This is a genomic window from Blastococcus capsensis, from assembly GCF_030165005.1.
Lineage (GTDB): Bacteria > Actinomycetota > Actinomycetes > Mycobacteriales > Geodermatophilaceae > Blastococcus > Blastococcus capsensis.
This window is the reverse complement of the sequence record NZ_JASNNW010000006.1, coordinates 115,016-136,332: the sequence shown is the minus strand read 5'-3', so window position 1 is coordinate 136,332 and position 21,317 is coordinate 115,016. Positions and strand designations below refer to the sequence as shown.

The window sequence follows — 21,317 nt, the reverse complement described above, 5'->3', positions numbered from 1 at the left end:
GCCGGCCTACAGCCCCAGCGCCGCCGACATCTCGGCACGCAGCTGGTCCAGCTCGTCGGCACCGCGCCCGCGGGCGGCGATCAGGCCGGCGTCGTCGTGCACCGGGACGACCGTCTCCAGGTACGCCTTGAGCTTGGGCTCGGTGCCGCTGGGCCGGACGATCACCCGCACGCCGTCGCCCAGCAGCCGCACGGCATCCACCGGCGGCGTCGCGAGTGCGAGGTCGGCGGACTCCACCGGCCGGCCGAGCAGGGTGGCCGGCGGGGCCGAGCGCAACCGCGCCATCGCCCCGGAGATGACCGAGAGGTCCTCCACCCGCACCGACAGCTGGCCGGTGACGAACAGCCCGTGCTCCCGGGCCAGCTCGTCCAGCCGGTCGAGCAGCGTGCGGCCCCCGGCCTCGAGCTCCGCGGCCAGCAGCGCGACGGCGAGCGCGGCGGAGATGCCGTCCTTGTCCCGCACCACCGACGGCGCCACCGAGTAGCCCAGCGCCTCCTCGTAGCCGTACACCAGGGGTGCGGCGTCCGAGCCGGCCCGCATGATCCACTTGAACCCGGTCGGGGTCTCCTCCGACGGCACCCCGTGCGACTCGGCGACGACGTGCATCAGCGAGCCGCTCACCAGCGATGACGCATACGTCCCGCGCACCCCGCGGCGCAGCAGCCAGTCGGCGAGCAGCGCTCCCACCTCGTCGCCGGTCAGCTGCCGGCCACCGACGACCACCGAGCAGCGGTCGGCGTCGGGGTCCTGCGCGATCGCGACGTCGGCACCGGACCGCTCGGCCAGCGCGGTGAGCAGGTCCACCGCTCCGGGCTCCTCCGGGTTCGGGAAGGCGACCGTCGGGAACGCCGGGTCGGGGCTGTCCTGCTCGGGCACGCCGGCCGGCTCCGCGAAGCCCGCCGCGGCGAACACCAGCCGGGTCGTCGACGCACCCACCCCGTGCATGGCGGTGTAGGCGACGCGCAGCGCCGCCCGGTCGGCAGCCGGCACCCGCTCCGGGTCCAGCGCTCGCACGACGGCGGCCACGTACTCGGTGAGCACGTCATCGCCCAGGACCCCGTGCCCGCCGGCCAGCGGGATCTCCCGCGCCGGGCCGACGGCGGCGATGGCGGCCTCGATCTCCCGGTCGGCCGGCGGCACCAGCTGGGCGCCGCCCGCCAGGTAGAGCTTGTAGCCGTTGTCCTCGGGCGGGTTGTGGCTGGCGGTGACCATCACGCCGGCCACCGCGCCGAGGTGGCGGACGGCGAAGGCCAGCACCGGGGTGGGCAGCGGCCGCGGCATCAGCTGCACCTGGAAGCCCAGCGCCGAGAACACCTGGGCCGAGAGGGAGGCGAACTCGTCCGACCGCCGCCGGGCGTCGAAGCCGATCGCGACCGTCCCGCCGCCGTGCCCGGTGTCCAGCAGGTGGCGGCCCATCCCGGCCGCCGCGCGCAGCACCACGGCGGCGTTCATCCCGGCCGGGCCCGCCCGCAGCGGGCCGCGCAGCCCCGCCGTCCCGAAGGTCAGCGGGCCCGCGAAGCGGCGGCCCAGCTCCGTGGTGTCGCCCACGTCGATCAGCCCCAGGATTTCGTCTCGGTCGCCGTCGTGCGGATCGGCGTCGGCCCAGGCGCGGGCGGTGGCCAGCAGGTCGTCGGTCATGCCGGGAAGTTCTCCGCGTCGAACGCAGGCGTCGTGTACTCGCCACCCACGCGGCGGTGCACCGGACCGGAGAGGTCGGGCTCGCCGTGCGCCTCGACCAGCGCCGCGGCGTAACGCTCGGCGTCGTCGGTGGAGCGGTAGCCCAGCGCCTCGGCGGCGGAGAGGTCCCACCAGCGGCGGGTGTTGTCCGAAACCCCCCACACGACGGAGAAGCCCGGCGACGGGGCGGTCAGGGCCGCGTCGACGAGCGACACCGTGTCGGCGGGGGCGAGCCAGGTGGACAGCTGCCGCGTCGTCGTCGGCTCGGCGAAGGCGCTGCCGATCCGCAGGCAGACGACGTCGAGGCCGTAGCGGTCGACGTACAGCGACCCCAGCGCCTCCATCGCCACCTTCGAGACGCCGTAGTACGTGTCCGGCCGCGGCGGCGCGTCGGCCTCGCGCAGCAGCCCGTCCGCGGGCCGCTCCGTGTAGCCGGAGGCGTGGTTGCTGCTGGCCAGGACCACGCGGGGGACGCCGGCCTGCCGGGCGGCCTCGAGCGCGCAGTACGTGCCCTCGATGTTGGCGTGCGAGATCGCCGCCCACGTCGACTCGCCGGCGATGCCGGCCAGGTGGACGACCGCCGAGGCGCCCCGGGCGGCCTCGGTCATCGCCGCCAGGTCGGTGACGTCGGCGACGAGGTGCTCCTCGCCCGGGCGCGGCTCCGGCACCGGTACGACGTCGAGCGAGCGCACGGCCCAGCCGCGCCCGGGCAGCCCGGCGCGCAGCACCGTCCCGATCCGCCCGGCCCCGCCGGTGACGAGGACGGGACCACTCACGGCAGCCGCCCGACGAGCTCCACCAGGAACTCCCCGAGCCGGCCCGCGGCCGCCCGGCCGGCGGTGATGACCTCGTCGGCGTCCAGCTTCTCGCCGGTGACCCCCGCGGCGGCATTGGTGACCAGCGAGAGGCCGAAGACCTCCAGGCCGGCGGCGTGCGCGGCGATCGCCTCCAGCGCGGTGGACATGCCGACCAGGTCGGCGCCGAGCGTGCGCAGCATCCGGATCTCGGCCGGGGTCTCGTAGTGCGGGCCGGGCAGCGCGGCGTAGACGCCCTCGGTCAGGCCCGGGTCGAGCTCGCGGGCCAGCGTGCGCAGCCGCGCGGAGTAGAGGTCGGTGAGGTCGACGAAGTGCGCGCCCGTCAGCGGCGACCGCGCGGTGAGGTTCAGGTGGTCGGAGATGACGACCGCCTGGCCGACCCGGTGCTCCGGGGCCAGCCCGCCGGCGGCGTTGGTGAGGATGACCGTCTGCACGCCGGCGGCGGCCGCGGTGCGCACGCCGTGGACGACCGGCTCGACGCCGCGGCCCTCGTAGAAGTGGGTGCGGCCGAGGAAGAGCAGGACCTTGCGGTCGCCCACGCGCACCGAGCGGACCTGGCCGCCGTGCCCGACCGCGGTGGGGGCGGCGAACCCCGGTAGGTCGCCGATCGCCACGGCGGCGGCCGCCTCGCCGAAGGCGTCGGCCGCGGGGGCCCAACCCGAGCCCATGACGACGGCGACGTCGTGCTCGCCACCGAGCGCGGTGGTCAGGGCCTCGGCGGCCTGCGCGGCCATGGTGGTGGGGTCGGTTCCGGGGAGCTCGCTCACGGCGGCGACGCTAACGCAGCGGTGGAGAAGCGGTGGGCCTCTGCCGGCCGCGATCGGGAGGATCGACGCCGTGACGACGACGGAACGTGGGCGGCAGCCGACCCTGACCGGCCGGCGGGTGCGCCTGCGGCCCTGGCGCCCGGATGACGCAGCCGCGGTGCTGGAGGCCTGCCAGGACCCGGAGATCCAGCGGTGGACCCAGGTGCCGGTGCCCTACACGAAGGAGCACGCGGAAGGGTTCGTCGCAGGCATCGCGCCGCAGATCTGGGACGAGGGCGGCGCGCTGTTCGCCGTGGAGCCGCTCGGCGGTGCGGCCCTGGTGGGCAGCATGGGCCTGTTCCCCCCGCAGGACGGGGTGGGCGAGGCCGGCTACTGGACCGCGCCCGGGCGGCGTGGTCGCGGCTGCACGGCCGACGCGCTCCGCGTCCTCACGGACTGGGCCCTCGACGTCGTCGGCGTCCACCGGGTGGAGCTGCTGGTCGATCCGGCCAACACCGGGTCGCGCCGGGTGGCCGAGCGCGCCGGCTTCCTCGCCGAGGGGACGATCCGGCAGCGCTTCCTGCACCGGGGGCAGCCGAGCGACGTCGTCCTGTACGCCCGGCTCGCGACGGATCTCCGCCCCGGCGCCTGAACCGGAACGGTTTCGGACGGCGGGCCGGGAATCCCTTCCGGAAGCCGTCCGAGCCCTGTCGTGGCGACATGCGGATCGCGGTCCTCGGACCGCTCGAGGGTTGCGGCCGGATTCCCGCGACGGTTGCGGCCTGGTTGCTGTCGACGTCAGCGCGGTGACCACCACGCGCTGATGGCTGCCGGACCGGTGTGGGCGACGACCGCGGACCCGCGGTGATCGTGGGTCGGCCGGGCAGGTGATCTCGTCCCGCCGCCGGGTGGCGGCGGGCCGGCGTCCCTAGACTCCGGGAGGTGGAGATCCCCTTCCGTAGCTCGGAGCGCGCCAGCCTCGGTGTGGAGTGGGAGCTGCAGCTCGTCGACCGGGCGACCCGGGAGCTGTCGCCCGGCGCCGTCGAGATCCTCGAGGGGCTCCGGCCCGAGGGCGCCGAGGAGCACCCCAAGGCCAAGCACGAGCTGCTGCAGTCGACCGTCGAGATCATCACCGGCGTCTGCACCACCGTGCGCGAGGCCAAGGCAGACCTCGCCGGGACCCTCGCCGAGGTCGTCGCCGCCGCCGACGAGCGCGGGCTCGGGGTGCTGTGCGCCGGCACCCACCCGTTCACCGACTGGCAGACCCAGGAGATCTCGCCCAAGGAGCGCTACCGCCAGCTGGTGGAGCGCATGCAGTGGCTGGCCCGCCGGATGCAGATCTTCGGCGTCCACGTGCACGTCGGCGTCCGGGCGCCGGAGAAGGTGATCCCGGTGGTCAACGCGCTGTGCCAGTACGTGCCGCACTTCCTGGCGCTGTCGTCGTCCTCCCCGTTCTGGGTCGGCTGCGACACCGGCCTGGCGTCGTCCCGGACCAAGATCTTCGAGGGCATGCCCACCGCGGGGCTGCCGTTCCGGCTCGCCGGCTGGGGCGCGTTCGAGGACTACATGGAGACGCTCATCGACGCCGGCGCCATCGAGAGCGTGCGGGAGGTGTGGTGGGACATCCGCCCGCACCCCGACTTCGGCACCGTGGAGCTGCGCATCTGCGACGGCCTGCCCACCCTCGAGGAGGTCGGCGCGGTCGCCGCGCTGGCGCAGTGCCTGGTCGAGCAGTTCGACACCCAGCTGGACCGCGGCTACACCCTGCCCAGCCCGGCCGAGTGGGTGGTGCGGGAGAACAAGTGGCGGGCGGCCCGCTACGGCCTGGACGCCGAGATCGTCGTGGACGAGCACGGCGCGGTCCGCCCGGTGCGCGAGGCGATCACCGAGCTGGTCGAGGAGCTGGTGCCGACGGCGAAGCGGCTGGACTGCGAGGCCGAGCTGCGCGACGTGCTGCGGATCCTCGAGGTGGGCGCCTCCTACCAGCGCCAGCGGGCGGCCGCACTGCAGCACGACGGCGAGCTGCGCTGCGTCGTCGACAGCCTGCTGGCCGAGCTTCGGGACGGCCTGCCGGAGCATGGGCCGGGCACCGGACCCGCCGGTCCGGTGCCCGGACCGGCGCAGTGCGCGGGCGGGCACGCCGCATGACCCCGATCGCCGACAAGCTGGGGGCGGCCGTCGACGAGTGGGTCGCCGGCCACCACGCCGACCTGGTGTCGATCCGGCGGCACCTGCACGCCCATCCCGAGCTCGCCTTCGCCGAGTTCGAGACGACGTCGTTCATCGAGCAGCGGCTGCGCGCCGCAGGGCTCGAGCCCCGCCGGCTGCCCACCGGCACCGGGCTGGTCTGCGAGGTGGGCAGCGGCGACGGCGGGGCGGGTGGGGGACCGGTAGTGGTGCTGCGCGCCGACATCGACGCCCTCCCGCTGGCCGACCTCAAGGACGTCCCGTACGCGTCCACGCGGGAGGGCCTCTGCCACGCCTGCGGCCACGACGTGCACACCACGGTCATCCTCGGGGTGGCCCTGGCCCTCGCCGAGCTGGACGGCATGCCCGGCCGGGTCCGCTGCGTGTTCCAGCCGGCGGAGGAGACGGTGCCCGGCGGTGCCACCGAGGTGGTCGCCTCCGGCGTGCTCGACGGCGCGTCCCGGGCCTTCGCGCTGCACTGCGACCCGGCGGTGCCCGCGGGGAAGGTCGGGCTGCGCACGGGAGCGATCACCGCCGCCTGCGACCGCATGGACGTCACCCTCACCGGGCCCGGCGGGCACACCGCGCGGCCGCAGCTCACCGTCGACCTGGTGGACGCCCTCGGCCGGCTGATCACCGACCTGCCCTCGCTCCTGTCCCGCCAGGTGGATCCCCGTGCCGGCATGAGCCTGGTCTGGGGGGCGGTGAACGCCGGGGTGGCCGCCAACGCCATCCCGCAGCGCGGGACGTTGCGCGGCACCGTGCGAGTGCTCGACCGGGAGGCCTGGAAGGGTGCGGAGGACCTGCTCCGCTCGCTGGTCGAGCGGGTCGCGGCCACCACCGGCGCCGAGGTGGGCGTCGACTACATCCGCGGCGTGCCACCGGTGGTCAACGACCCGCGCGCGGTGGCCCTGCTGCGCTCGGCCGCCATCGGCACCGTCGGCGGGGAGAACGTGGTCCTCTCCGCACAGAGCATGGGCGGGGAGGACTTCGGCTGGTTCGCCGACGTCATGCCGATCGCGCTGGCCCGGCTGGGCACCCACGGCGGGGGCGCCCCCCTCGACCTGCACCGGGGCACCTTCGACGTCGACGAGCGCGCCATCGGCGTCGGCGTGCGCCTGCTGGCCCGCACCGCGCTGCTCGCGCTGGAGGCCGACGCCGAACCGTCTCCGGGCAGCTCAGGGGCACCCCCTCGCACGCGGAGACCGGCCCCCGGAGACACTTCTGCCCGACGAGCCGTCGACGAGAGGCGGGAATCCCAGGATGAGCACGACCGACGAGACGACCGGCCAGGGGCCGGCGGCGGCTGACGCCGACGTGCCGGCCGAGCACGCGGTCCCCGAGGACCTCGCGCTCGCGGGCGAGTTCGACGCGGTCACCCGCGACCAGTGGCGCGACCTGGTCGCGGGCGTGCTGCGCAAGGGCGGTCGGCAGGACCTCCCCGACCCGGTCGAGAACGCGCTGCGCCGGCCGGTGGCCCCGGGCGTGACGGTGGCCCCCTTCTACACCGCCGAGGACGCCGGCGACCTCCCCGCGGGCGTCGGCGTGCCCGGCCTCCCGCCGTTCGTGCGCGGTGCCCGCCCCGCCGGTGGGCCGGCCGGCTCGGCCCAGGTGACCGCGTCCGGCGGCGCCGAGGGCGGCGCGTCCGGCGGGTGGGACATCCGGCAGCGGCACGCGCACCCCGACGTCGCCGTGACCAAGGAGGCCATCGCGGCCGACCTGGAGAACGGCGTCACCTCGCTGTGGCTGGTGCTCGGCGAGGGCGCGATCCCCGTCGACTCCCTCGGCGAAGTGCTCTCCGACGTCTACCTGGACCTGGCGCCGGTGAGCGTGCAGGGCGGGATGCGGGCGGCCGAGGCGTTCCTCGACCTGGTCGAAGGGCGCACCGATCTGGCGTCCGGCGGTTCGCTCGGGCTGGACCCGCTCGGCGTCCAGGCGGTCTCGGGGCTGGAGCAGGATCTCTCCGGCCTCGCCGACGTCGCCCGCCGCGCGGCGGCCCACCCCGGTCTGCGCACCGTCGTCGTCGACGGCACGGTGTTCTCCGACGCCGGCGCCTCGGTGGTCGAGGAGCTCGGCTGCTCGCTCGCCGCCGGCGTCGCCTACCTGCGTGCCCTCACCGAGGGCGGCCTGGCGGTGGACGAGGCGATCGCCCAGCTGGAGTTCCGCTACTCGGCCGCCGCCGACCAGTTCACGACGATCGCCGCGCTGCGCGCCGCCCGCCGGCTGTGGGACCGGGTCGGCGAGGTCAGCGGGGCGTCGCCCGAGGCGCGCGGCCAGCGCCAGCACGCGGTCACCTCGTCGGTGATGACGACGAAGCGCGACCCGTGGGTGAACATGTTGCGCACCACGGTGGCCTGCTTCGCCGCGGGCGTGGGCGGCGCCGACGCCGTCACGGTGCAGCCGTTCGACGCCGCCCTCGGGCTGCCCGACTCCTTCTCCCGCCGGATCGCCCGCAACACCCAGAGCCTGCTGGTGGAGGAGGGGCACCTGGCCCGGGTCCTCGATCCGGCGGGCGGCTCCTGGTACGTCGAGTCGCTCACCGACGACCTGGCCAGCGCGGCCTGGAACTGGTTCACCGAGATCGAGCGGGCCGGCGGGCTCTCCGCCGCCCTGGCCTCCGGTCTGGTGCGGGACCGCATCGCCACCGCCTGGGACGCCCGCGCCAAGCGGCTGGCCACCCGCGCCGACGCGATCACCGGTGTCAGCGAGTTCCCCAACCTGGCCGAGAAGCTCCCCGACCGGCAGCCGGCCGCGGAGATCCTGCCGGCCACCGGCGGGCTGCCCCGGGTACGCGCCGCGCAGGAGTTCGAGCAGCTGCGCGACGCCGCCGACGCGGCGGCGGGGCGGCCGGGCGTCTACCTCGCCACGATCGGTCCGATCGCCAAGCACACCGCCCGGGCCACGTTCGCGGCGAACCTGTTCCAGGCCGGCGGGCTGGCGACGCCGTCCGGCGACGGCGCCTCCGGCTTCGCCGAGGCCGGGACGACGGTGGCCTGCATCTGCGGCACGGACAAGGACTACGCGTCCGCCGCTGCCGCGCTGGCCGAGGAACTGAAGGCGGCCGGCGCCGCGCAGGTGTGGCTGGCCGGCAAGCCGGACCTCGCCGTCGACGGCGTCGACGGGTACGTGTTCGCCGGCTGCGACACCCTCGCGGCCCTGCGGACCGTGCACTCCGAGCTGGGTCTCGAAGGAGTTCAGGCAGTGAGCGAGCTTGCGAGCGAACAGACGAGCAGAGTCGCCCTCGCGGGAACGAGGCCGACGAGCGCCAGCGAGGAGGAGTCGTGAGCGCGATCCCCGACTTCGGTTCCGTCGAGCTCGGCCGTCCCGCGGCCGGCGCGACCGGTGACGACTGGGCCAAGGCCTTCGAGGAGGCGACCGGCCGCGGCGTGGCGGAGGCGACCTGGGAAACCCCCGAGGGGATCGCCGTCCCGCCGCTGTACACGCCGGCCGACCTCGAGGGCCTGGACTTCCTCGAGACCCTGCCCGGTCTGCCGCCGTTCCTGCGCGGCCCCTACCCGACGATGTACACCACGCAGCCGTGGACGGTCCGCCAGTACGCGGGCTTCTCCACCGCCGCGGAGTCCAACGCGTTCTACCGGCGCAACCTCGCCGCCGGGCAGAAGGGCCTGTCGATCGCCTTCGACCTGCCGACCCACCGCGGCTACGACTCCGACCACCCGCGCGTGCCCGGCGACGTCGGCATGGCCGGCGTGGCGATCGACTCGATCTTGGACATGCGGCAGCTGTTCGACGGCATCCCGCTGGACAAGATGAGCGTGTCGATGACCATGAACGGCGCCGTGCTGCCGGTGCTCGCGCTCTACATCGTCGCGGCCGAGGAGCAGGGGGTGGCCCCGGAGCAGCTGACCGGGACCATCCAGAACGACATCCTCAAAGAGTTCATGGTGCGGAACACCTACATCTATCCGCCCAAGCCCTCGATGCAGATCATCAGCGACATCTTCTCGTTCACCTCGCGGGAGATGCCGAAGTTCAACTCCATCTCGATCTCCGGCTACCACATCCAGGAGGCCGGGGCGACGGCCGACCTGGAGTTGGCGTACACGCTGGCCGACGGCGTCGAGTACCTGGAGGCGGGCAAGGGGGCCGGTCTCGACGTCGACGCGTTCGCGCCGCGACTGAGCTTCTTCTGGGCCATCGGCATGAACTTCTTCATGGAGGTCGCGAAGCTGCGGGCCGGGCGGCTGCTGTGGGCCAAGCTGGTGAAGGAGGCCGGCGCGCAGAACCCGAAGTCGCTGTCGCTGCGCACCCACTCGCAGACCTCCGGCTGGTCGCTGACCGCGCAGGACGTCTACAACAACGTCGTCCGCACCTGCCTGGAGGCCATGGCCGCCACCCAGGGGCACACCCAGTCGCTGCACACCAACGCCCTGGACGAGGCCCTGGCCCTGCCCACCGACTTCTCCGCCCGCATCGCCCGCAACACCCAGCTGCTGCTGCAGCAGGAGTCGGGGACGACGCGGGTCATCGACCCGTGGGGCGGCTCGGCGTACGTCGAGAAGCTGACCTACGACCTGGCCCGCCGCGCCTGGGCGCACATCCAGGAGGTCGCCGAGCACGGCGGCATGGCGCAGGCCATCGACGACGGCATCCCGAAGCTGCGCATCGAGGAGGCCGCGGCCCGCACCCAGGCCCGCATCGACTCCGGCCGCCAGCCGGTCATCGGAGTGAACAAGTACCGGGTCGACGCCGACGAGGCGATCGAGGTGCTCAAGGTCGACAACGCCGACGTGCTGGCCCAGCAGAAGGCCAAGCTCGAGCAGTTGCGCGCCGACCGCGACGGCCGCGCGGTGACCGAGGCGCTCGGTCGGCTCACCGACGCCGCCCGCGCCGCCGCCGAGGGGCGCCGGGGGAACGACCTCGACAGCAACCTGCTGAAGCTCGCGGTGGACGCCGCGCGGGCCAAGGCCACCGTCGGGGAGATCTCCGACGCGCTGGAGGCGGTCTACGGCCGGCACGCCGGCCAGGTCCGCACCATCTCCGGCGTCTACCGCGACGAGGCAGGAGCATCCGGGCCGATGGAGGAGACCCGCCGGCTGGCCGAGCAGTTCGCCGACGCCGAGGGCCGCCGCCCCCGCATCCTGGTGGCCAAGATGGGCCAGGACGGGCACGACCGCGGGCAGAAGGTCATCGCCACCGCGTTCGCCGACCTCGGCTTCGACGTCGACGTGGGCCCGCTGTTCCAGACCCCCGACGAGGTCGCCCGGCAGGCGGTGGAGGCCGACGTGCACGTCGTCGGCGTCTCGTCGCTCGCCGCCGGTCACCTCACTCTGGTCCCGGCGCTGCGCGATGCGCTGGCCGGGCTCGGCGCCGACGACGTGCTGATCGTCGTCGGCGGGGTCATCCCGCCCGACGACGTCCCGACCCTCGAGGAGATGGGCGCCGCGGCGGTCTTCCCGCCCGGCACGGTCATCGCAGAGGCGGCGCAGGAGCTGCTGCGGACGCTGTCGCAGCGCCTCGGTCACTGAGGCCGAGCGGACAGGGGAGTGAGCATCGCAGCGAGCGCCAGCGAGCGAGGAGCGGAGCGACCCGCGGGAGCGAGGGAGTAATGCCGCGGGAGATCGCCGTACCGGCCCTCGCCGAAGGCGTGCTTGCCGGGGACCGGCGGGTGATGGCGCGGGCCATCACGCTGGTCGAGTCGCGCCGCGCCGACCACCGGGAGAAGGCGCAGGAGCTGCTCGTCGAGCTGCTGCCGCACGCCGGCGGAGCGCGCCGCGTGGGGATCAGCGGGGTCCCCGGGGTGGGCAAGTCGACCTTCATCGACCAGCTGGGCGTGGACCTGACCGCAGCGGGGTCGAAGGTCGCGGTGCTCGCCGTCGACCCGTCGTCGGCCCGCTCCGGCGGCTCGATCCTCGGGGACAAGACCCGCATGGCGCGGCTGGCCGTCGATGAGAACGCGTTCATCCGGCCCTCGCCGACGTCGGGCACGCTCGGTGGGGTGGCGCAGGCGACCCGCGAGTCGATGGTCGTCGTGGAGGCCGCCGGCTACGACGTCGTCCTGGTGGAGACCGTCGGCGTCGGCCAGTCGGAGATCACCGTCGCCGAGATGGTCGACTCGTTCCTGTTCCTGACCATCGCCCGCACCGGCGACCAGCTGCAGGGCATCAAGCGCGGCATCCTCGAGATCGCCGACGTCATCGCCGTGAACAAGGCCGACGGCCCGGCCGCCGCCGACGCCCGGAAGGCCGCGCGGGAGCTGTCCTCGGCGATCCGGATGCTGCGCGGCCGCGGGGAGCCCTGGGACGTGCCGGTGCTCACCTGCGCCGGGCTCACCGGGGAAGGCCTGGACGAGGTCTGGGACAAGCTGGTGGAGCACCAGGAGCGGGCCAAGCTGTCCGGGGCGTTCGGCGAGCGCCGCCGCACCCAGCAGGTGCGCTGGACCTGGCAGCTGGTCCGCGACGGGCTGGAGCACGCGCTCCGAGGTCACCCCGGCGTCCGGACCGCCGTTCCCGACCTGGAGAAGCAGGTGCTCGCCGGGGAGCTGACTCCCGCCCTGGCCGCGCAGCAGATCCTGGACGCCTTCCTGACAACCTCTCCGTGATCATGAAGTCCGGGAAGCGGCACGCCGTTGGCTTCCGGCGCGTCGCGTCCCACACTTCATGATCGCGCGGATCCACACCAGATAGACATGTCCACAGATCGGTCGGGGAGCTGTCGGCACTCCGCGCGGATGTCGACCCTCCCGGCATGGACTTCGCGTTCTACCGGATGGTCAGCGCCCAGCACGGGGTCTTCACGACGGCACAGGCGCTCAGCCATTTCGGTGACGGCGAGCTGCGGGCTCTGGTGCGCTCCGGGCGGTGGCGTCGCAGTCGCTGGCGCGGCGTCCTCATCGACGGCGAGTTGCCCGACTCACCCGCGCTGCAGGTGCGCGCCGCCGCCCTCGCCGTCGGTGCCGACCTGGTGGCGTGCCACTCGACCGCAGCCGCCCTGTGGGGGTTCGACGTCCTGGGGACGGAGACACTGCACTTCCTGGGACCGCCCGGCCTGGTGAACAGGCGCCTGCCGGGGATCCAGGTACATCCCTCGAGCCTCGGGTGCGACGACGCCGTGCAGGTGGAGGGGACGTGGTGCACGCCGCCGGCGCGAACCGCGTGCGATGTCGTCCGGCACACCGCGCCGATCGACGGCCTGGCGACGCTTGACGCGGCGCTGCGGTCAAGGACCTGCACGCAGACGCAGCTCGCTGCCGCCGGCGAGGCCATGCGTGGGCTCCGAGAGGTGGTCCGCGTCCGGGAGCTCGTGCCTCACGCGGTGGACGGAGCGGAGTCACCGATGGAGTCGCGGATGCGCTGGCGGTTCATCGACGGCGGTCTTCCGGCGCCCGCCGTGCAGGTGCAGCTGACCGACTCCGGCCGCACCCACTTCCTCGACACCGGGTGGCCGGACCAGCAGGTCGGCGCCGAGTTCGACGGTCTGGAGGCGCACATGACCCGGGACCAGCTGGCCGACGACCGGGACCGGCACGACTGGATCACCGAGCACCGATGGACGCTGCTGCACTTCACGGCGGTGGACGTCTACCGCCGGCCGGCGGCGATGGTCGGCCGGGCGGCGCGCGCTCTGGGATTTCCTCCTCGCGACGTGATCATGAAGTTCGGGAAGCAGCGCGCCGGGGCCTCGCGGCGGGGCGTCTCCCGAACTTCATGATCACGGAGGGGTCAGAAGGCGGAGCGGCAGTCGCGGGTGCGGAGTTCGCGGACGTGGTCGTCGGGGGCGCCGGCGGCCTCGGCCGCGTCGGCGATCGCGCCGAGGTGCCGGGCCGAGGGCAGCCCGCCCTCGAAGGCGTCGAGCACGTAGACGTAGGCGACGACGTCGCCGCCGAGGGTGTGCACGCGCAGGTTCACCCGGCGGTAGAGGCCGGAGTCGGCGCCCTCCCACGCGTCCAGGGCGCGCTGGTCGACCTCGGTCAGGTCGTAGAGCGCGACGAATACCCCGACCGTCTCCCGGCCCGACCCGTCGTCCTCGGCGGGGACCAGGGTGGCGAGCGCACCCTCCCAGCCCAGCTCCTCACCGCCGAACGTCAGTCGCCAACCGCGGATCCAGCCGGTCCCGGTGTGCGGCGAGGACGGACAGCGGCGCAGCATCTGCGCGGGATCCATGTTCGACCCGTAGGCGGCGTAGAGGCCCATCGGGGCGAGACTAACGAGCGAGCCCGGCGGGCCGGGACGGACGGTGGCGCGAATCCGCCCCGGCAGGCGGGACAATGGCAGCGACAGACCGATCGGCAACGAGAGATGGAGCCATGACCCGCATCGTCATCATCGGTGGTGGCCCGGCCGGCTACGAAGCCGCCCTGGTCGCCGCACAGCTCGGTGCGCAGGTGACCGTGATCGAGCGCGACGGCATCGGCGGGGCCAGCGTGCTCAGCGACTGCGTCCCCTCGAAGACCCTGATCGCTGCCGCCGGCGCGACGACGGCGGTGCGTGACTCCGCCATCCTCGGCGTGCACGGCGCGGAGCTGGCCACCGTCAGCCTCGACCTCCCCGCGGCCAACCAGCGGGTGCGGAACCTGGCCATGGCGCAGTCGGCGGACATCCACGCGCGGCTGGAGACCGAGGGCGTGCGGATCGTCGCCGGCCAGGGCCGGCTCGCCGACGACGCACCGGGGCTGGCCGCGCACGAGGTGGAGATCCTGGACGACGACGGTGCCGTCGTGGACGAGATCGAGGGCGACGTCGTCCTCATCGCCACCGGCGCCGACCCCCGGGTGCTCCCCGGGGCGGAGCCGGACGGCGAGCGGATCCTGGACTGGCGCGACGTCTACGACCTGGAGGAGCCGCCCGAGCACCTGGTGGTCGTCGGGTCCGGCGTCACCGGCGCCGAGTTCGCCTCGGGCTACCTCGAGGCCGGCGTCCCCGTCACGCTCGTCTCCTCGCGCGACCGGGTGCTGCCCGGCGAGGACTCCGACGCCGCCGAGGTGCTCGAGCAGGTCTTCCAGTCCCGCGGCGGCCGGCTCGAGCGTGGCCGGGCGGCCGGAGCCCGGCGCACCGAGAAGGGGATCTCGGTCGAGCTCACCGACGGGCGCACCGTCGACGGGTCGCACGCGCTGATGACCGTCGGCACCGTCCCGAACACCGCCGGGCTCAACCTGGCGCAGCACGGCGTCGAGGTGACCGGGTCCGGCCACGTCGTCGTCGACCGCGTGTCCCGCACCTCGGTGCCGGGCATCTACGCGGCCGGCGACGTCACCGGCGTCTTCCAGCTGGCTTCCGTCGCGGCCATGCAGGGCCGGATCGCGATGTGGCACGCCCTCGGCGAGGCGGTGGCGCCCATCAAGCTCAAGACCGTGGCCGCGAACGTCTTCACGCACCCCGAGATCGCCACCGTCGGCCTCCAGGAGAAGTCGCTGGCCGAGAACGCCGACGTCGAGGTCGTGCGGGTGCCGCTGGCGACCAACGCGCGGGCCAAGATGAGCGACCTGCACGCCGGCTTCGTCAAGCTCTTCGCGCGACGCTCGACCGGCGTGGTCGTGGGTGGTGTCGTCGTCTCGCCGGGGGCCTCGGAGCTGGTGCTGCCGATCGCCCTGGCCGTGACGAAGGGGCTGACGGTCGACGACCTGGCGCAGACGTTCGCGATCTACCCGTCGCTGTCCGGCTCGATCACCGAGGCCGGGCGCCGGCTGATGGGCGCCGACGACCTGGCGTGAGAGAGCCGGGGTACATGCGGCGGATGTGACGGGAGTTCGGCTCAACATCGGCGCGACGGTGCCGATGGGCGGAGCGGCCGCCGATTCAGGAGTCGATGTCTGCTGATGATGCCTCTCGCCGTCCCCGTGGCACCCGCCGGACGCTGCGCGCCGCCGCGCTGGCGGGTGCGCTGAGCGCGACGTTCCTCGGAACGGTCACGGTGCCGTCGATCGCCGTCGCCGATGAGGGCACCACCGTCGTCGGCGAGCTCGTGCGCGTCTGGGCCGAGGGCGAGCCCGGCCCCGCCGGTGCCGACCACGGTCACGACGACGGCCACGACCCCGGGACGCAGCTGAGCTGGCTGGAGACCGACGACGGCTCCGTGCGCGTGCCCGCGGACCAGGTCGCCACCGTGCCGAGTGGCGCCACGGTCGAGCTGACCGTCGGCGGGACGGTCGAGGACGAGGCCAGCGACGACGGCTACGACCCGGCGCGGGAGGTGCTGGAGACCGACGTGCTCGCGGTCCCGCCGTCGACGGCACCGGAGACCGCTCCCTCACCGCGCGACGGGCTGACCAACGAGGTCACCGTCGTCCTGGTGGCCCCGGCGGGCACCACCCCCGACAGCACCCGGCTGCGCGACGTCGTCGCCACGGTGGACGGCCCGGTCGCCCGGTTCTGGTCCGAGCAGACCGGCGGCGCGATCAGCGTCGGGGTCACCGGCTCCCGCGACTGGCTGAGCACCTCCGCCGGCTGCGACGACCCCGAGGCGTTGTGGAACGAGGTGGCGGCGGCGGTCGGCTTCGTCCCCGGGCCGGGGGAGCACCTGCTGCTGCGGTTGAGCGGCCAGACCGCCACCCAGCCGGCGTGCTCCTACGCGCTCGCGCAAGTAGGCACCGCCCCGGGGTCCGGCGGGCGGCTGTACGTCCGGGACACCCTGGCCTCGGTCATCGCCCACGAGCTCGGGCACAACTTCGGGCTGGGCCACTCCTCGGCGGAGCAGTGCGACGGCGCCGTGGAGTCCGGTTCCTGCCGGGTCTCGGGCTACCGCGACTACTACGACGTCATGGGGGCGTCCTGGGCGCAGCTCGGCTCGCTCAACGCCGCGCAGGCCTCGGCGCTGCAGGTGCTGCCCGGCGATGCGCAGCGGACCGTTTCCGTCGGGGACGGCCCCACCTCGGTCACCCTCGCTCCGCTGGCCGGGACCGGTGGGCTCCGGGCACTGCGGCTGGTCGACGCCGAGGGCGTGGCCTACTGGCTCGAACTCCGCTCGGCCAGCGGACGGGACGCCTGGCTGGCCACCCGCGACAACGTCTACCGCCTGGACGCCGGGGTGCTGCTGCGCCGGGCCGGTCAGTTCCCCGACACCTCGCTGCTGCTGGACGGCACCCCCGGCCCGGCCGCCGGCTGGGACGCCGACCTGCAGGCCGCCCTCCCGGTCGGCGTGGCAGTCCCGCTCTCCGGCGGGGACTTCACCGTCACCGTGGAGAGCATCTCCGCCGCCGAGGCCATCGTGCACGTCCTGCCGTCCGCCTCCCGCCCACAGGAAGTGTCCGTGCCCAGCGCGGGCGGGGACGTCCGGGCAGCGACGCTCCCCGGCGACCGGGCGACGGTGAGTGCGGCGTCGGCCGGCGGGATCCCTGCGGTCGTCCAGGGCCCGACGGCGCCGTCGGTGCCTACGGCCGTGGCGTCCGACTTCTCGCAGCCCTCGCTCGAGCCGGCCGCCGACAGCGGCGGCGGGGCCCCCGAGGGCAATGGTCCACCGGCGTTGCTGGCGGCGGCGGCGCTCGCCGGCACGACCATCCTGCTGGTGCCGGCTGTGCGCCGGGGGATGGCCCGCCGCCGTCGTCGAGCCCCGGCCGTTCACCCGATGGAGGTGCGAGGGTGCGGCCAGGGCTCCGGGATGCCGATGAGGAGTGCGACCACGCGCACCCAGGAGTTGATCCGTGTCCCCCGTTAGCCAACGCCCTCGTCGCCGAGCGCTCCCGCTGCTGCTCTCCGCCGGACTGCTCCTGCCGGTTCTCGCCGGTGTGCCCTCAGCACAGGCGGAGGAAGCCCCCGCGACCGAGACGGTCGTCGGGGAGCTGGTGCAGGTCTGGGCAGAGCCCGAGGACCACCAGGCGGCCGGGGAGGAACTCTTCGCTCAGCCACTGACCTGGATCGAGCCGGACACCGGCGAAGCGGTCAGGATCCCGACCGACGACGTCCAGGACATCCCGGCCGGCACCACCGTCGAGGTGACGGTCGGCGGGGAGGTGACCGATGTCGCGGCGGCCGAGGGAGCCATCGAGCCCGCTCGCGAGGTCCTCGCCGCCGAGGTGGTGGAGCCGGCGCCCGCTGAGGAACCGACGACCGCAGAGGCCGCGACGACGCTGACCAACCAGGTGACCGTGGTCATGGTGGTCGCCGGAGGTGGGACGACCGACGGTACGACCCTGGCGCAGGTCGTCGATGCGGTGAACGGTCCGGTGGCGCAGTTCTGGGCGAACGAGAGCCAGGGGGCCATCGCCCTCGGTGTCTCCGCATCGCACGACTGGATCACCACGACCGCGAAGTGCTCGGATTGGTTCGGCCTCTGGGACGAGGCGGTCAAGGCGGTCAACTTCACCGCCGGTGCCGGGAAGCATCTCCTTCTCTACGTGAGCAACGGGTCCGCCGACGCTGCTGGCTGCCCCCACGGGATCGCCTCGGTCGGTACCGGCCCCGGTGCCGGCGGGCGGCTCTACGCGCGTGCCACCAGCACCTCCCTCGTCGCCCACGAGCTCGGGCACAACTTCGGCCTCGGGCACTCCTCGAGCGATCAGTGCGACGGGACGGTCGAGGGTGGCACCTGCGCGATCACCCCCTACAACGACTGGTACGACGTCATGGGTGTCTCCTGGGAGCAGGTGGGTTCGCTCAGCGCCCCGCATGCTGCCCGGCTCGGGGTACTGCCGGCCGAGCAGATGAAGTCCATCTCGGCGTCCTCGTCCAGCACGCGGTACACCTTGTCCCCGATCTCGGGACGTACCGGAACCCGTGCCGTCCGGCTCACCGCTTCCAACGGGGCTGTCTACTGGCTCGAGTACCGCACGCCCGATCTCCAGGACGCGTGGTTGGGGACGGACGCCAACCGCATAGGGCTGCAGAGCGGTGTCGTTCTGCGCCGTGTCGGGACGAAGGAGGACATCACGAAGTACGGCGCCACGTCGCTCCTGCTGGATGCCACGCCGTCGAGCATGTCCGGGTGGAAGACGGATCTGCAGGTCTCCCTGCCGTTCGCCCGGGCCGTGCCGATCTCCGGTACCGACCTGACCGTGACCGTCGTGGCCGCCTCGGCCACGGAGGCGACCGTTCGGGTGGCGACCGCGGCCGACCCCACCGTGCCCACCCTGGCCACGAAGCCGATCGGCTCGCTGGACGCCGTCTCCGCGTCGGGGACCACCCTGTCGGTGCGGGGCTGGGCCTTCGACCCCAACACCCCGGATCCGTCGTCGGTGGTGCACGTCTACGTGAACGGTGCCGGGGTGGCGCTGCGCGCCGACGGTCACCGGCCGGACGTCGGGAGGGCCTTCCCGCACGCCGGCCCCGCGCACGGCTTCAGCTGGTCGGGTTCGCTGGCGCCCGGCATGCACCGGGTGTGCGTGTACGCGATCGACCGGGAAGTGCCCTCGGCGAACACGGCCTTCGGCTGCCGCGACGTGGAGGTCGGAGTGACCCGGCCGACGGGGAGCTGGGACTCGCTGTCGGCCTCGGGGACGACGGCGTCGTTGTCGGGTTGGGCGTTCGATCCGGACTCGCCGACGGCGGCGGGCGCGGTGCACGTGTACGTCGACGGCGCCGCGGTCGGGCTGCGTGCCGATGGCGACCGGCCGGACGTGGGAAGGGCCTTCCCGCACGCCGGCCCCGCGCACGGCTTCAGCTGGTCGGGTTCGCTGGCGCCCGGCATGCACCGGGTGTGCGTGTACGCCATCGACCGGGAGGTGCCCTCGGCGAACACGGCCTTCGGCTGCCGTCAGGTGGCGGTCGGAGTGACCCGGCCGACGGGGAGCTGGGACTCGCTGTCGGCGTCGGGGACGACGGTGTCGTTGTCGGGTTGGGCGTTCGATCCGGACTCGCCGACGGCGGCGGGCGCGGTGCACGTGTACGTCGACGGCGCCGCGGTCGGGCTGCGTGCCGATGGCGACCGGCCGGACGTGGGGAGGGCCTTCCCGCACGCCGGCCCCGCGCACGGCTTCAGCTGGTCGGGTTCGCTGGCGCCCGGCATGCACCGGGTGTGCGTGTACGCCATCGACCGGGAGGTGCCCTCGGCGAACACGTCCTTCGGCTGCCGGGACGTCGGCGTCTGACCTCCCGTCGAGCGTGACACGGCACGCGAAGAAGCCCGTGACCGAGCACCGGTCACGGGCTTCTTCGCGTATCCGGGTGCGGACTACCCGGCGTCGGCGATCGTGCAGAGGACCGCACCGCTGGTCACGGTGGCGCCCACCTCGGCCGCCAGGCCGGAGATCGTGCCCGCCTTGTGTGCGGTGATCGGCTGCTCCATCTTCATCGCCTCGAGGACGACGACCAGGTCGCCGGCCTCGACCGTGGCGCCGTCCTCGACGGCGACCTTGACGATCGTGCCCTGCATCGGCGAGGTGAGGGAGTCCCCGGACGCGGCAGCGCCGCCACCGCCGCCGCCGCGCTTGCGCGGCTTGGCGGCCGCACCGGGCGCCGCGCCGCCACCTCCGGCCGCGAGGCCGGCCGGCAGGGACACCTCGAGCCGGCGGCCACCGACCTCGACGACGACCGTCTGCCGGGGGGCGTCCTCCTCCTGGCCGGCCGGGGCGGCGTCGTAGGGCGGGACCTGGTTGTCCCACTCGGTCTCGATCCAGCGGGTGTGCACGGTGAACGGCTCGGTCGTGAAGGCCTCGTCGCGGACGACGGCGCGGTGGAACGGGATGACGGTGGGCATGCCCTCGACCACCAGCTCGTCCAGGGCGCGGCGGGCCCGCTGCAGCGCCTCTTCGCGGGTGGCGCCGGTGACGATCAGCTTGGCCAGCATCGAGTCGAACGCGCCGGCGACCTCGCCGCCGGTCTCCACGCCGGAGTCCCAGCGCACGCCGGGTCCCTGCGGGACCTCCAGCCGGTCCACCGGGCCGGGGGCCGGCATGAAGTTGCGGCCGGCGTCCTCGGCGTTGATCCGGAACTCGATGCTGTGCCCGCGGGGGGCCGGGTCCTCGGTGATCTCCAGGGGAAGACCCTGGGCGATGCGGAACTGCTGGCGCACCAGGTCGATGCCCGAGGTCTCCTCCGAGACCGGGTGCTCCACCTGCAGGCGGGTGTTCACCTCGAGGAAGGAGATCGAGCCGTCGACGCCCACGAGGTACTCGACGGTGCCGGCACCGTGGTAGCCGGCCTCCGCGCAGATGGCCTTGGCGGAGGAGTGGATGCGCTCCCGCTGCTCGTCGGTCAGGAACGGCGCGGGCGCCTCCTCGACCAGCTTCTGGTTGCGGCGCTGCAGCGAGCAGTCGCGGGTGCCCACGACGATCACGTTGCCGTGCGTGTCGGCCAGGACCTGGGCCTCGACGTGCCGGGGCTTGTCGAGGAACCGCTCGACGAAGCACTCGCCGCGGCCGAAGGCGGAGACCGCTTCACGGACCGCCGAGTCGAACAGCTCGGGGATCTCCTCGATGGTGCGGGCCACCTTGAGCCCGCGTCCGCCGCCGCCGAACGCCGCCTTGATCGCGACGGGGAGACCGTGCTCCTCCGCGAAGGCGACGACCTCGTCGGCGCCGCCGACCGGGTCCTTGGTGCCCGGGACGAGGGGAGCGCCCGCACGGGTGGCGATGTGCCGGGCGGCCACCTTGTCACCCAGGTCGATGATCGCCTGGGGCGACGGGCCGATCCAGGTCAGCCCGGCGTCGATGACCGCCTGGGCGAAGCCGGCGTTCTCCGACAGGAAGCCGTAGCCGGGGTGGACCGCGTCGGCGCCGGACTGCTTCGCCGCGTCGAGGATCTTGTCGATCACCAGGTAGGAGTCGCCCGGCGTCGTGCCGCCCAGCGCGAAGGCCTCGTCGGCGACGCGCACGTGCAGCGCGTCGCGGTCCGGCTCGGCGTAGACTGCCACGCTGGTCAGACCCGCGTCCTTGCACGCGCGAGCCACACGAACGGCGATCTCGCCACGGTTGGCGATCAGGACCTTCTGCACCGGTGCTCTCCCTCTTCTGTGGAACCGGTCGAACTCTTGTCAGTGCCGCGCGGGGCGCGGTGGGTCGGGC

15 protein-coding genes are annotated in these 21,317 nt (G+C 74.0%); 10 read left to right on the top strand and 5 right to left on the bottom strand.

Annotation, left to right across the window (positions count from 1 at the left end; all coding sequences use genetic code 11):
- Nucleotides 1-6: 6 nt before the first annotated feature.
- Genes QOZ86_RS06650 through QOZ86_RS06640 form a run of 3 tightly spaced genes read right to left on the bottom strand, consistent with a single transcriptional unit; the run spans nt 7 to nt 3,259 of the window.
- Nucleotides 7-1,638: a phospho-sugar mutase gene (locus QOZ86_RS06650; RefSeq protein WP_284491182.1), complete on the bottom strand. Its 1,632-nt coding sequence runs from the start codon at nt 1,636-1,638 to the stop codon at nt 7-9.
- The gene (locus tag QOZ86_RS06645) at nt 1,635-2,453 is read right to left on the bottom strand and encodes an NAD-dependent epimerase/dehydratase family protein (protein WP_284491181.1); all 819 of its coding nucleotides are present in this window, start codon (nt 2,451-2,453) and stop codon (nt 1,635-1,637) included. The genes QOZ86_RS06650 and QOZ86_RS06645 overlap by 4 nt, the downstream gene beginning before the upstream one ends.
- On the bottom strand, nt 2,450-3,259 hold the full coding sequence (locus QOZ86_RS06640; protein ID WP_284491180.1) for a purine-nucleoside phosphorylase: 810 nt from the start codon (nt 3,257-3,259) through the stop codon (nt 2,450-2,452). Before QOZ86_RS06640 ends, QOZ86_RS06645 begins: the two co-directional genes overlap by 4 nt.
- A gap of 70 nt (nt 3,260-3,329) precedes the next feature.
- Between QOZ86_RS06640 and QOZ86_RS06635 the strand changes: the two genes are divergently transcribed.
- The 7 genes from QOZ86_RS06635 (at nt 3,330) to QOZ86_RS06605 (ending at nt 13,096) form a co-directional block, all read left to right on the top strand.
- The gene (locus QOZ86_RS06635) at nt 3,330-3,890 is read left to right on the top strand and encodes a GNAT family N-acetyltransferase (protein ID WP_284491179.1); all 561 of its coding nucleotides are present in this window, start codon (nt 3,330-3,332) and stop codon (nt 3,888-3,890) included.
- A 290-nt stretch (nt 3,891-4,180) separates the two neighbouring features.
- Nucleotides 4,181-5,386, top strand: coding sequence for a glutamate--cysteine ligase (locus QOZ86_RS06630; protein ID WP_284491178.1), 1,206 nt, complete (start codon nt 4,181-4,183; stop codon nt 5,384-5,386).
- Complete coding sequence (locus QOZ86_RS06625; RefSeq protein WP_284491177.1) at nt 5,383-6,735, top strand: amidohydrolase; 1,353 nt, start codon at nt 5,383-5,385, stop codon at nt 6,733-6,735. The genes QOZ86_RS06630 and QOZ86_RS06625 overlap by 4 nt, the downstream gene beginning before the upstream one ends.
- Nucleotides 6,689-8,710, top strand: a complete 2,022-nt coding sequence (locus QOZ86_RS06620) for a methylmalonyl-CoA mutase subunit beta (RefSeq protein WP_284491176.1) — start codon at nt 6,689-6,691, stop codon at nt 8,708-8,710. Before QOZ86_RS06625 ends, QOZ86_RS06620 begins: the two co-directional genes overlap by 47 nt.
- Nucleotides 8,707-10,914 carry a methylmalonyl-CoA mutase gene (gene scpA, locus QOZ86_RS06615; RefSeq protein WP_284491175.1) on the top strand — a complete coding sequence of 736 codons (2,208 nt, stop codon included), beginning with the start codon at nt 8,707-8,709 and terminating at the stop codon, nt 10,912-10,914. The genes QOZ86_RS06620 and scpA overlap by 4 nt, the downstream gene beginning before the upstream one ends.
- 80 nt (nt 10,915-10,994) lie before the next feature.
- The gene (meaB, locus tag QOZ86_RS06610; RefSeq protein WP_284491174.1) at nt 10,995-11,987 is read left to right on the top strand and encodes a methylmalonyl Co-A mutase-associated GTPase MeaB; all 993 of its coding nucleotides are present in this window, start codon (nt 10,995-10,997) and stop codon (nt 11,985-11,987) included.
- 146 nt (nt 11,988-12,133) lie between these two features.
- Complete coding sequence (locus QOZ86_RS06605; RefSeq protein ID WP_284491173.1) at nt 12,134-13,096, top strand: type IV toxin-antitoxin system AbiEi family antitoxin; 963 nt, start codon at nt 12,134-12,136, stop codon at nt 13,094-13,096.
- An 11-nt stretch (nt 13,097-13,107) separates the two neighbouring features.
- On the opposite strand, the gene QOZ86_RS06600 is transcribed toward QOZ86_RS06605, so the two are convergent.
- The gene (locus tag QOZ86_RS06600; protein WP_284491172.1) at nt 13,108-13,578 is read right to left on the bottom strand and encodes a gamma-glutamylcyclotransferase family protein; all 471 of its coding nucleotides are present in this window, start codon (nt 13,576-13,578) and stop codon (nt 13,108-13,110) included.
- A gap of 113 nt (nt 13,579-13,691) precedes the next feature.
- Here QOZ86_RS06600 and QOZ86_RS06595 point away from each other — a divergent pair, with 113 nt between their 5' ends.
- The 3 genes from QOZ86_RS06595 to QOZ86_RS06585 all read left to right on the top strand — a co-directional run bounded on the left by QOZ86_RS06595 (nt 13,692) and on the right by QOZ86_RS06585 (nt 19,403).
- Complete coding sequence (locus QOZ86_RS06595; RefSeq protein WP_284491171.1) at nt 13,692-15,095, top strand: NAD(P)H-quinone dehydrogenase; 1,404 nt, start codon at nt 13,692-13,694, stop codon at nt 15,093-15,095.
- Nucleotides 15,096-15,190: 95 nt separating this feature from the next.
- On the top strand, nt 15,191-17,035 hold the full coding sequence (locus QOZ86_RS06590) for a reprolysin-like metallopeptidase (RefSeq protein ID WP_284491170.1): 1,845 nt from the start codon (nt 15,191-15,193) through the stop codon (nt 17,033-17,035).
- On the top strand, nt 17,022-19,403 hold the full coding sequence (locus tag QOZ86_RS06585) for a reprolysin-like metallopeptidase (RefSeq protein ID WP_284491169.1): 2,382 nt from the start codon (nt 17,022-17,024) through the stop codon (nt 19,401-19,403). The genes QOZ86_RS06590 and QOZ86_RS06585 overlap by 14 nt, the downstream gene beginning before the upstream one ends.
- An 83-nt stretch (nt 19,404-19,486) precedes the next feature.
- Here QOZ86_RS06585 and QOZ86_RS06580 read toward each other — a convergent pair whose 3' ends face one another.
- Nucleotides 19,487-21,247, bottom strand: coding sequence for an acetyl/propionyl/methylcrotonyl-CoA carboxylase subunit alpha (locus QOZ86_RS06580; protein WP_284491168.1), 1,761 nt, complete (start codon nt 21,245-21,247; stop codon nt 19,487-19,489).
- Nucleotides 21,248-21,317 lie beyond the last annotated feature (70 nt).

Coding starts and splice junctions, on each gene's coding strand:
- QOZ86_RS06650 (WP_284491182.1), bottom strand. CDS start 1,638: ATGACCGACGACCTGCTGGCCACCGCCCGCGCCTGGGCCGACGCCGAT.
- QOZ86_RS06625 (WP_284491177.1), top strand. CDS start 5,383: ATGACCCCGATCGCCGACAAGCTGGGGGCGGCCGTCGACGAGTGGGTC.
- QOZ86_RS06620 (WP_284491176.1), top strand. CDS start 6,689: ATGAGCACGACCGACGAGACGACCGGCCAGGGGCCGGCGGCGGCTGAC.
- meaB (WP_284491174.1), top strand. CDS start 10,995: ATGCCGCGGGAGATCGCCGTACCGGCCCTCGCCGAAGGCGTGCTTGCC.
- QOZ86_RS06605 (WP_284491173.1), top strand. CDS start 12,134: ATGGACTTCGCGTTCTACCGGATGGTCAGCGCCCAGCACGGGGTCTTC.
- QOZ86_RS06600 (WP_284491172.1), bottom strand. CDS start 13,578: ATGGGCCTCTACGCCGCCTACGGGTCGAACATGGATCCCGCGCAGATG.
- QOZ86_RS06595 (WP_284491171.1), top strand. CDS start 13,692: ATGACCCGCATCGTCATCATCGGTGGTGGCCCGGCCGGCTACGAAGCC.
- QOZ86_RS06590 (WP_284491170.1), top strand. CDS start 15,191: ATGTCTGCTGATGATGCCTCTCGCCGTCCCCGTGGCACCCGCCGGACG.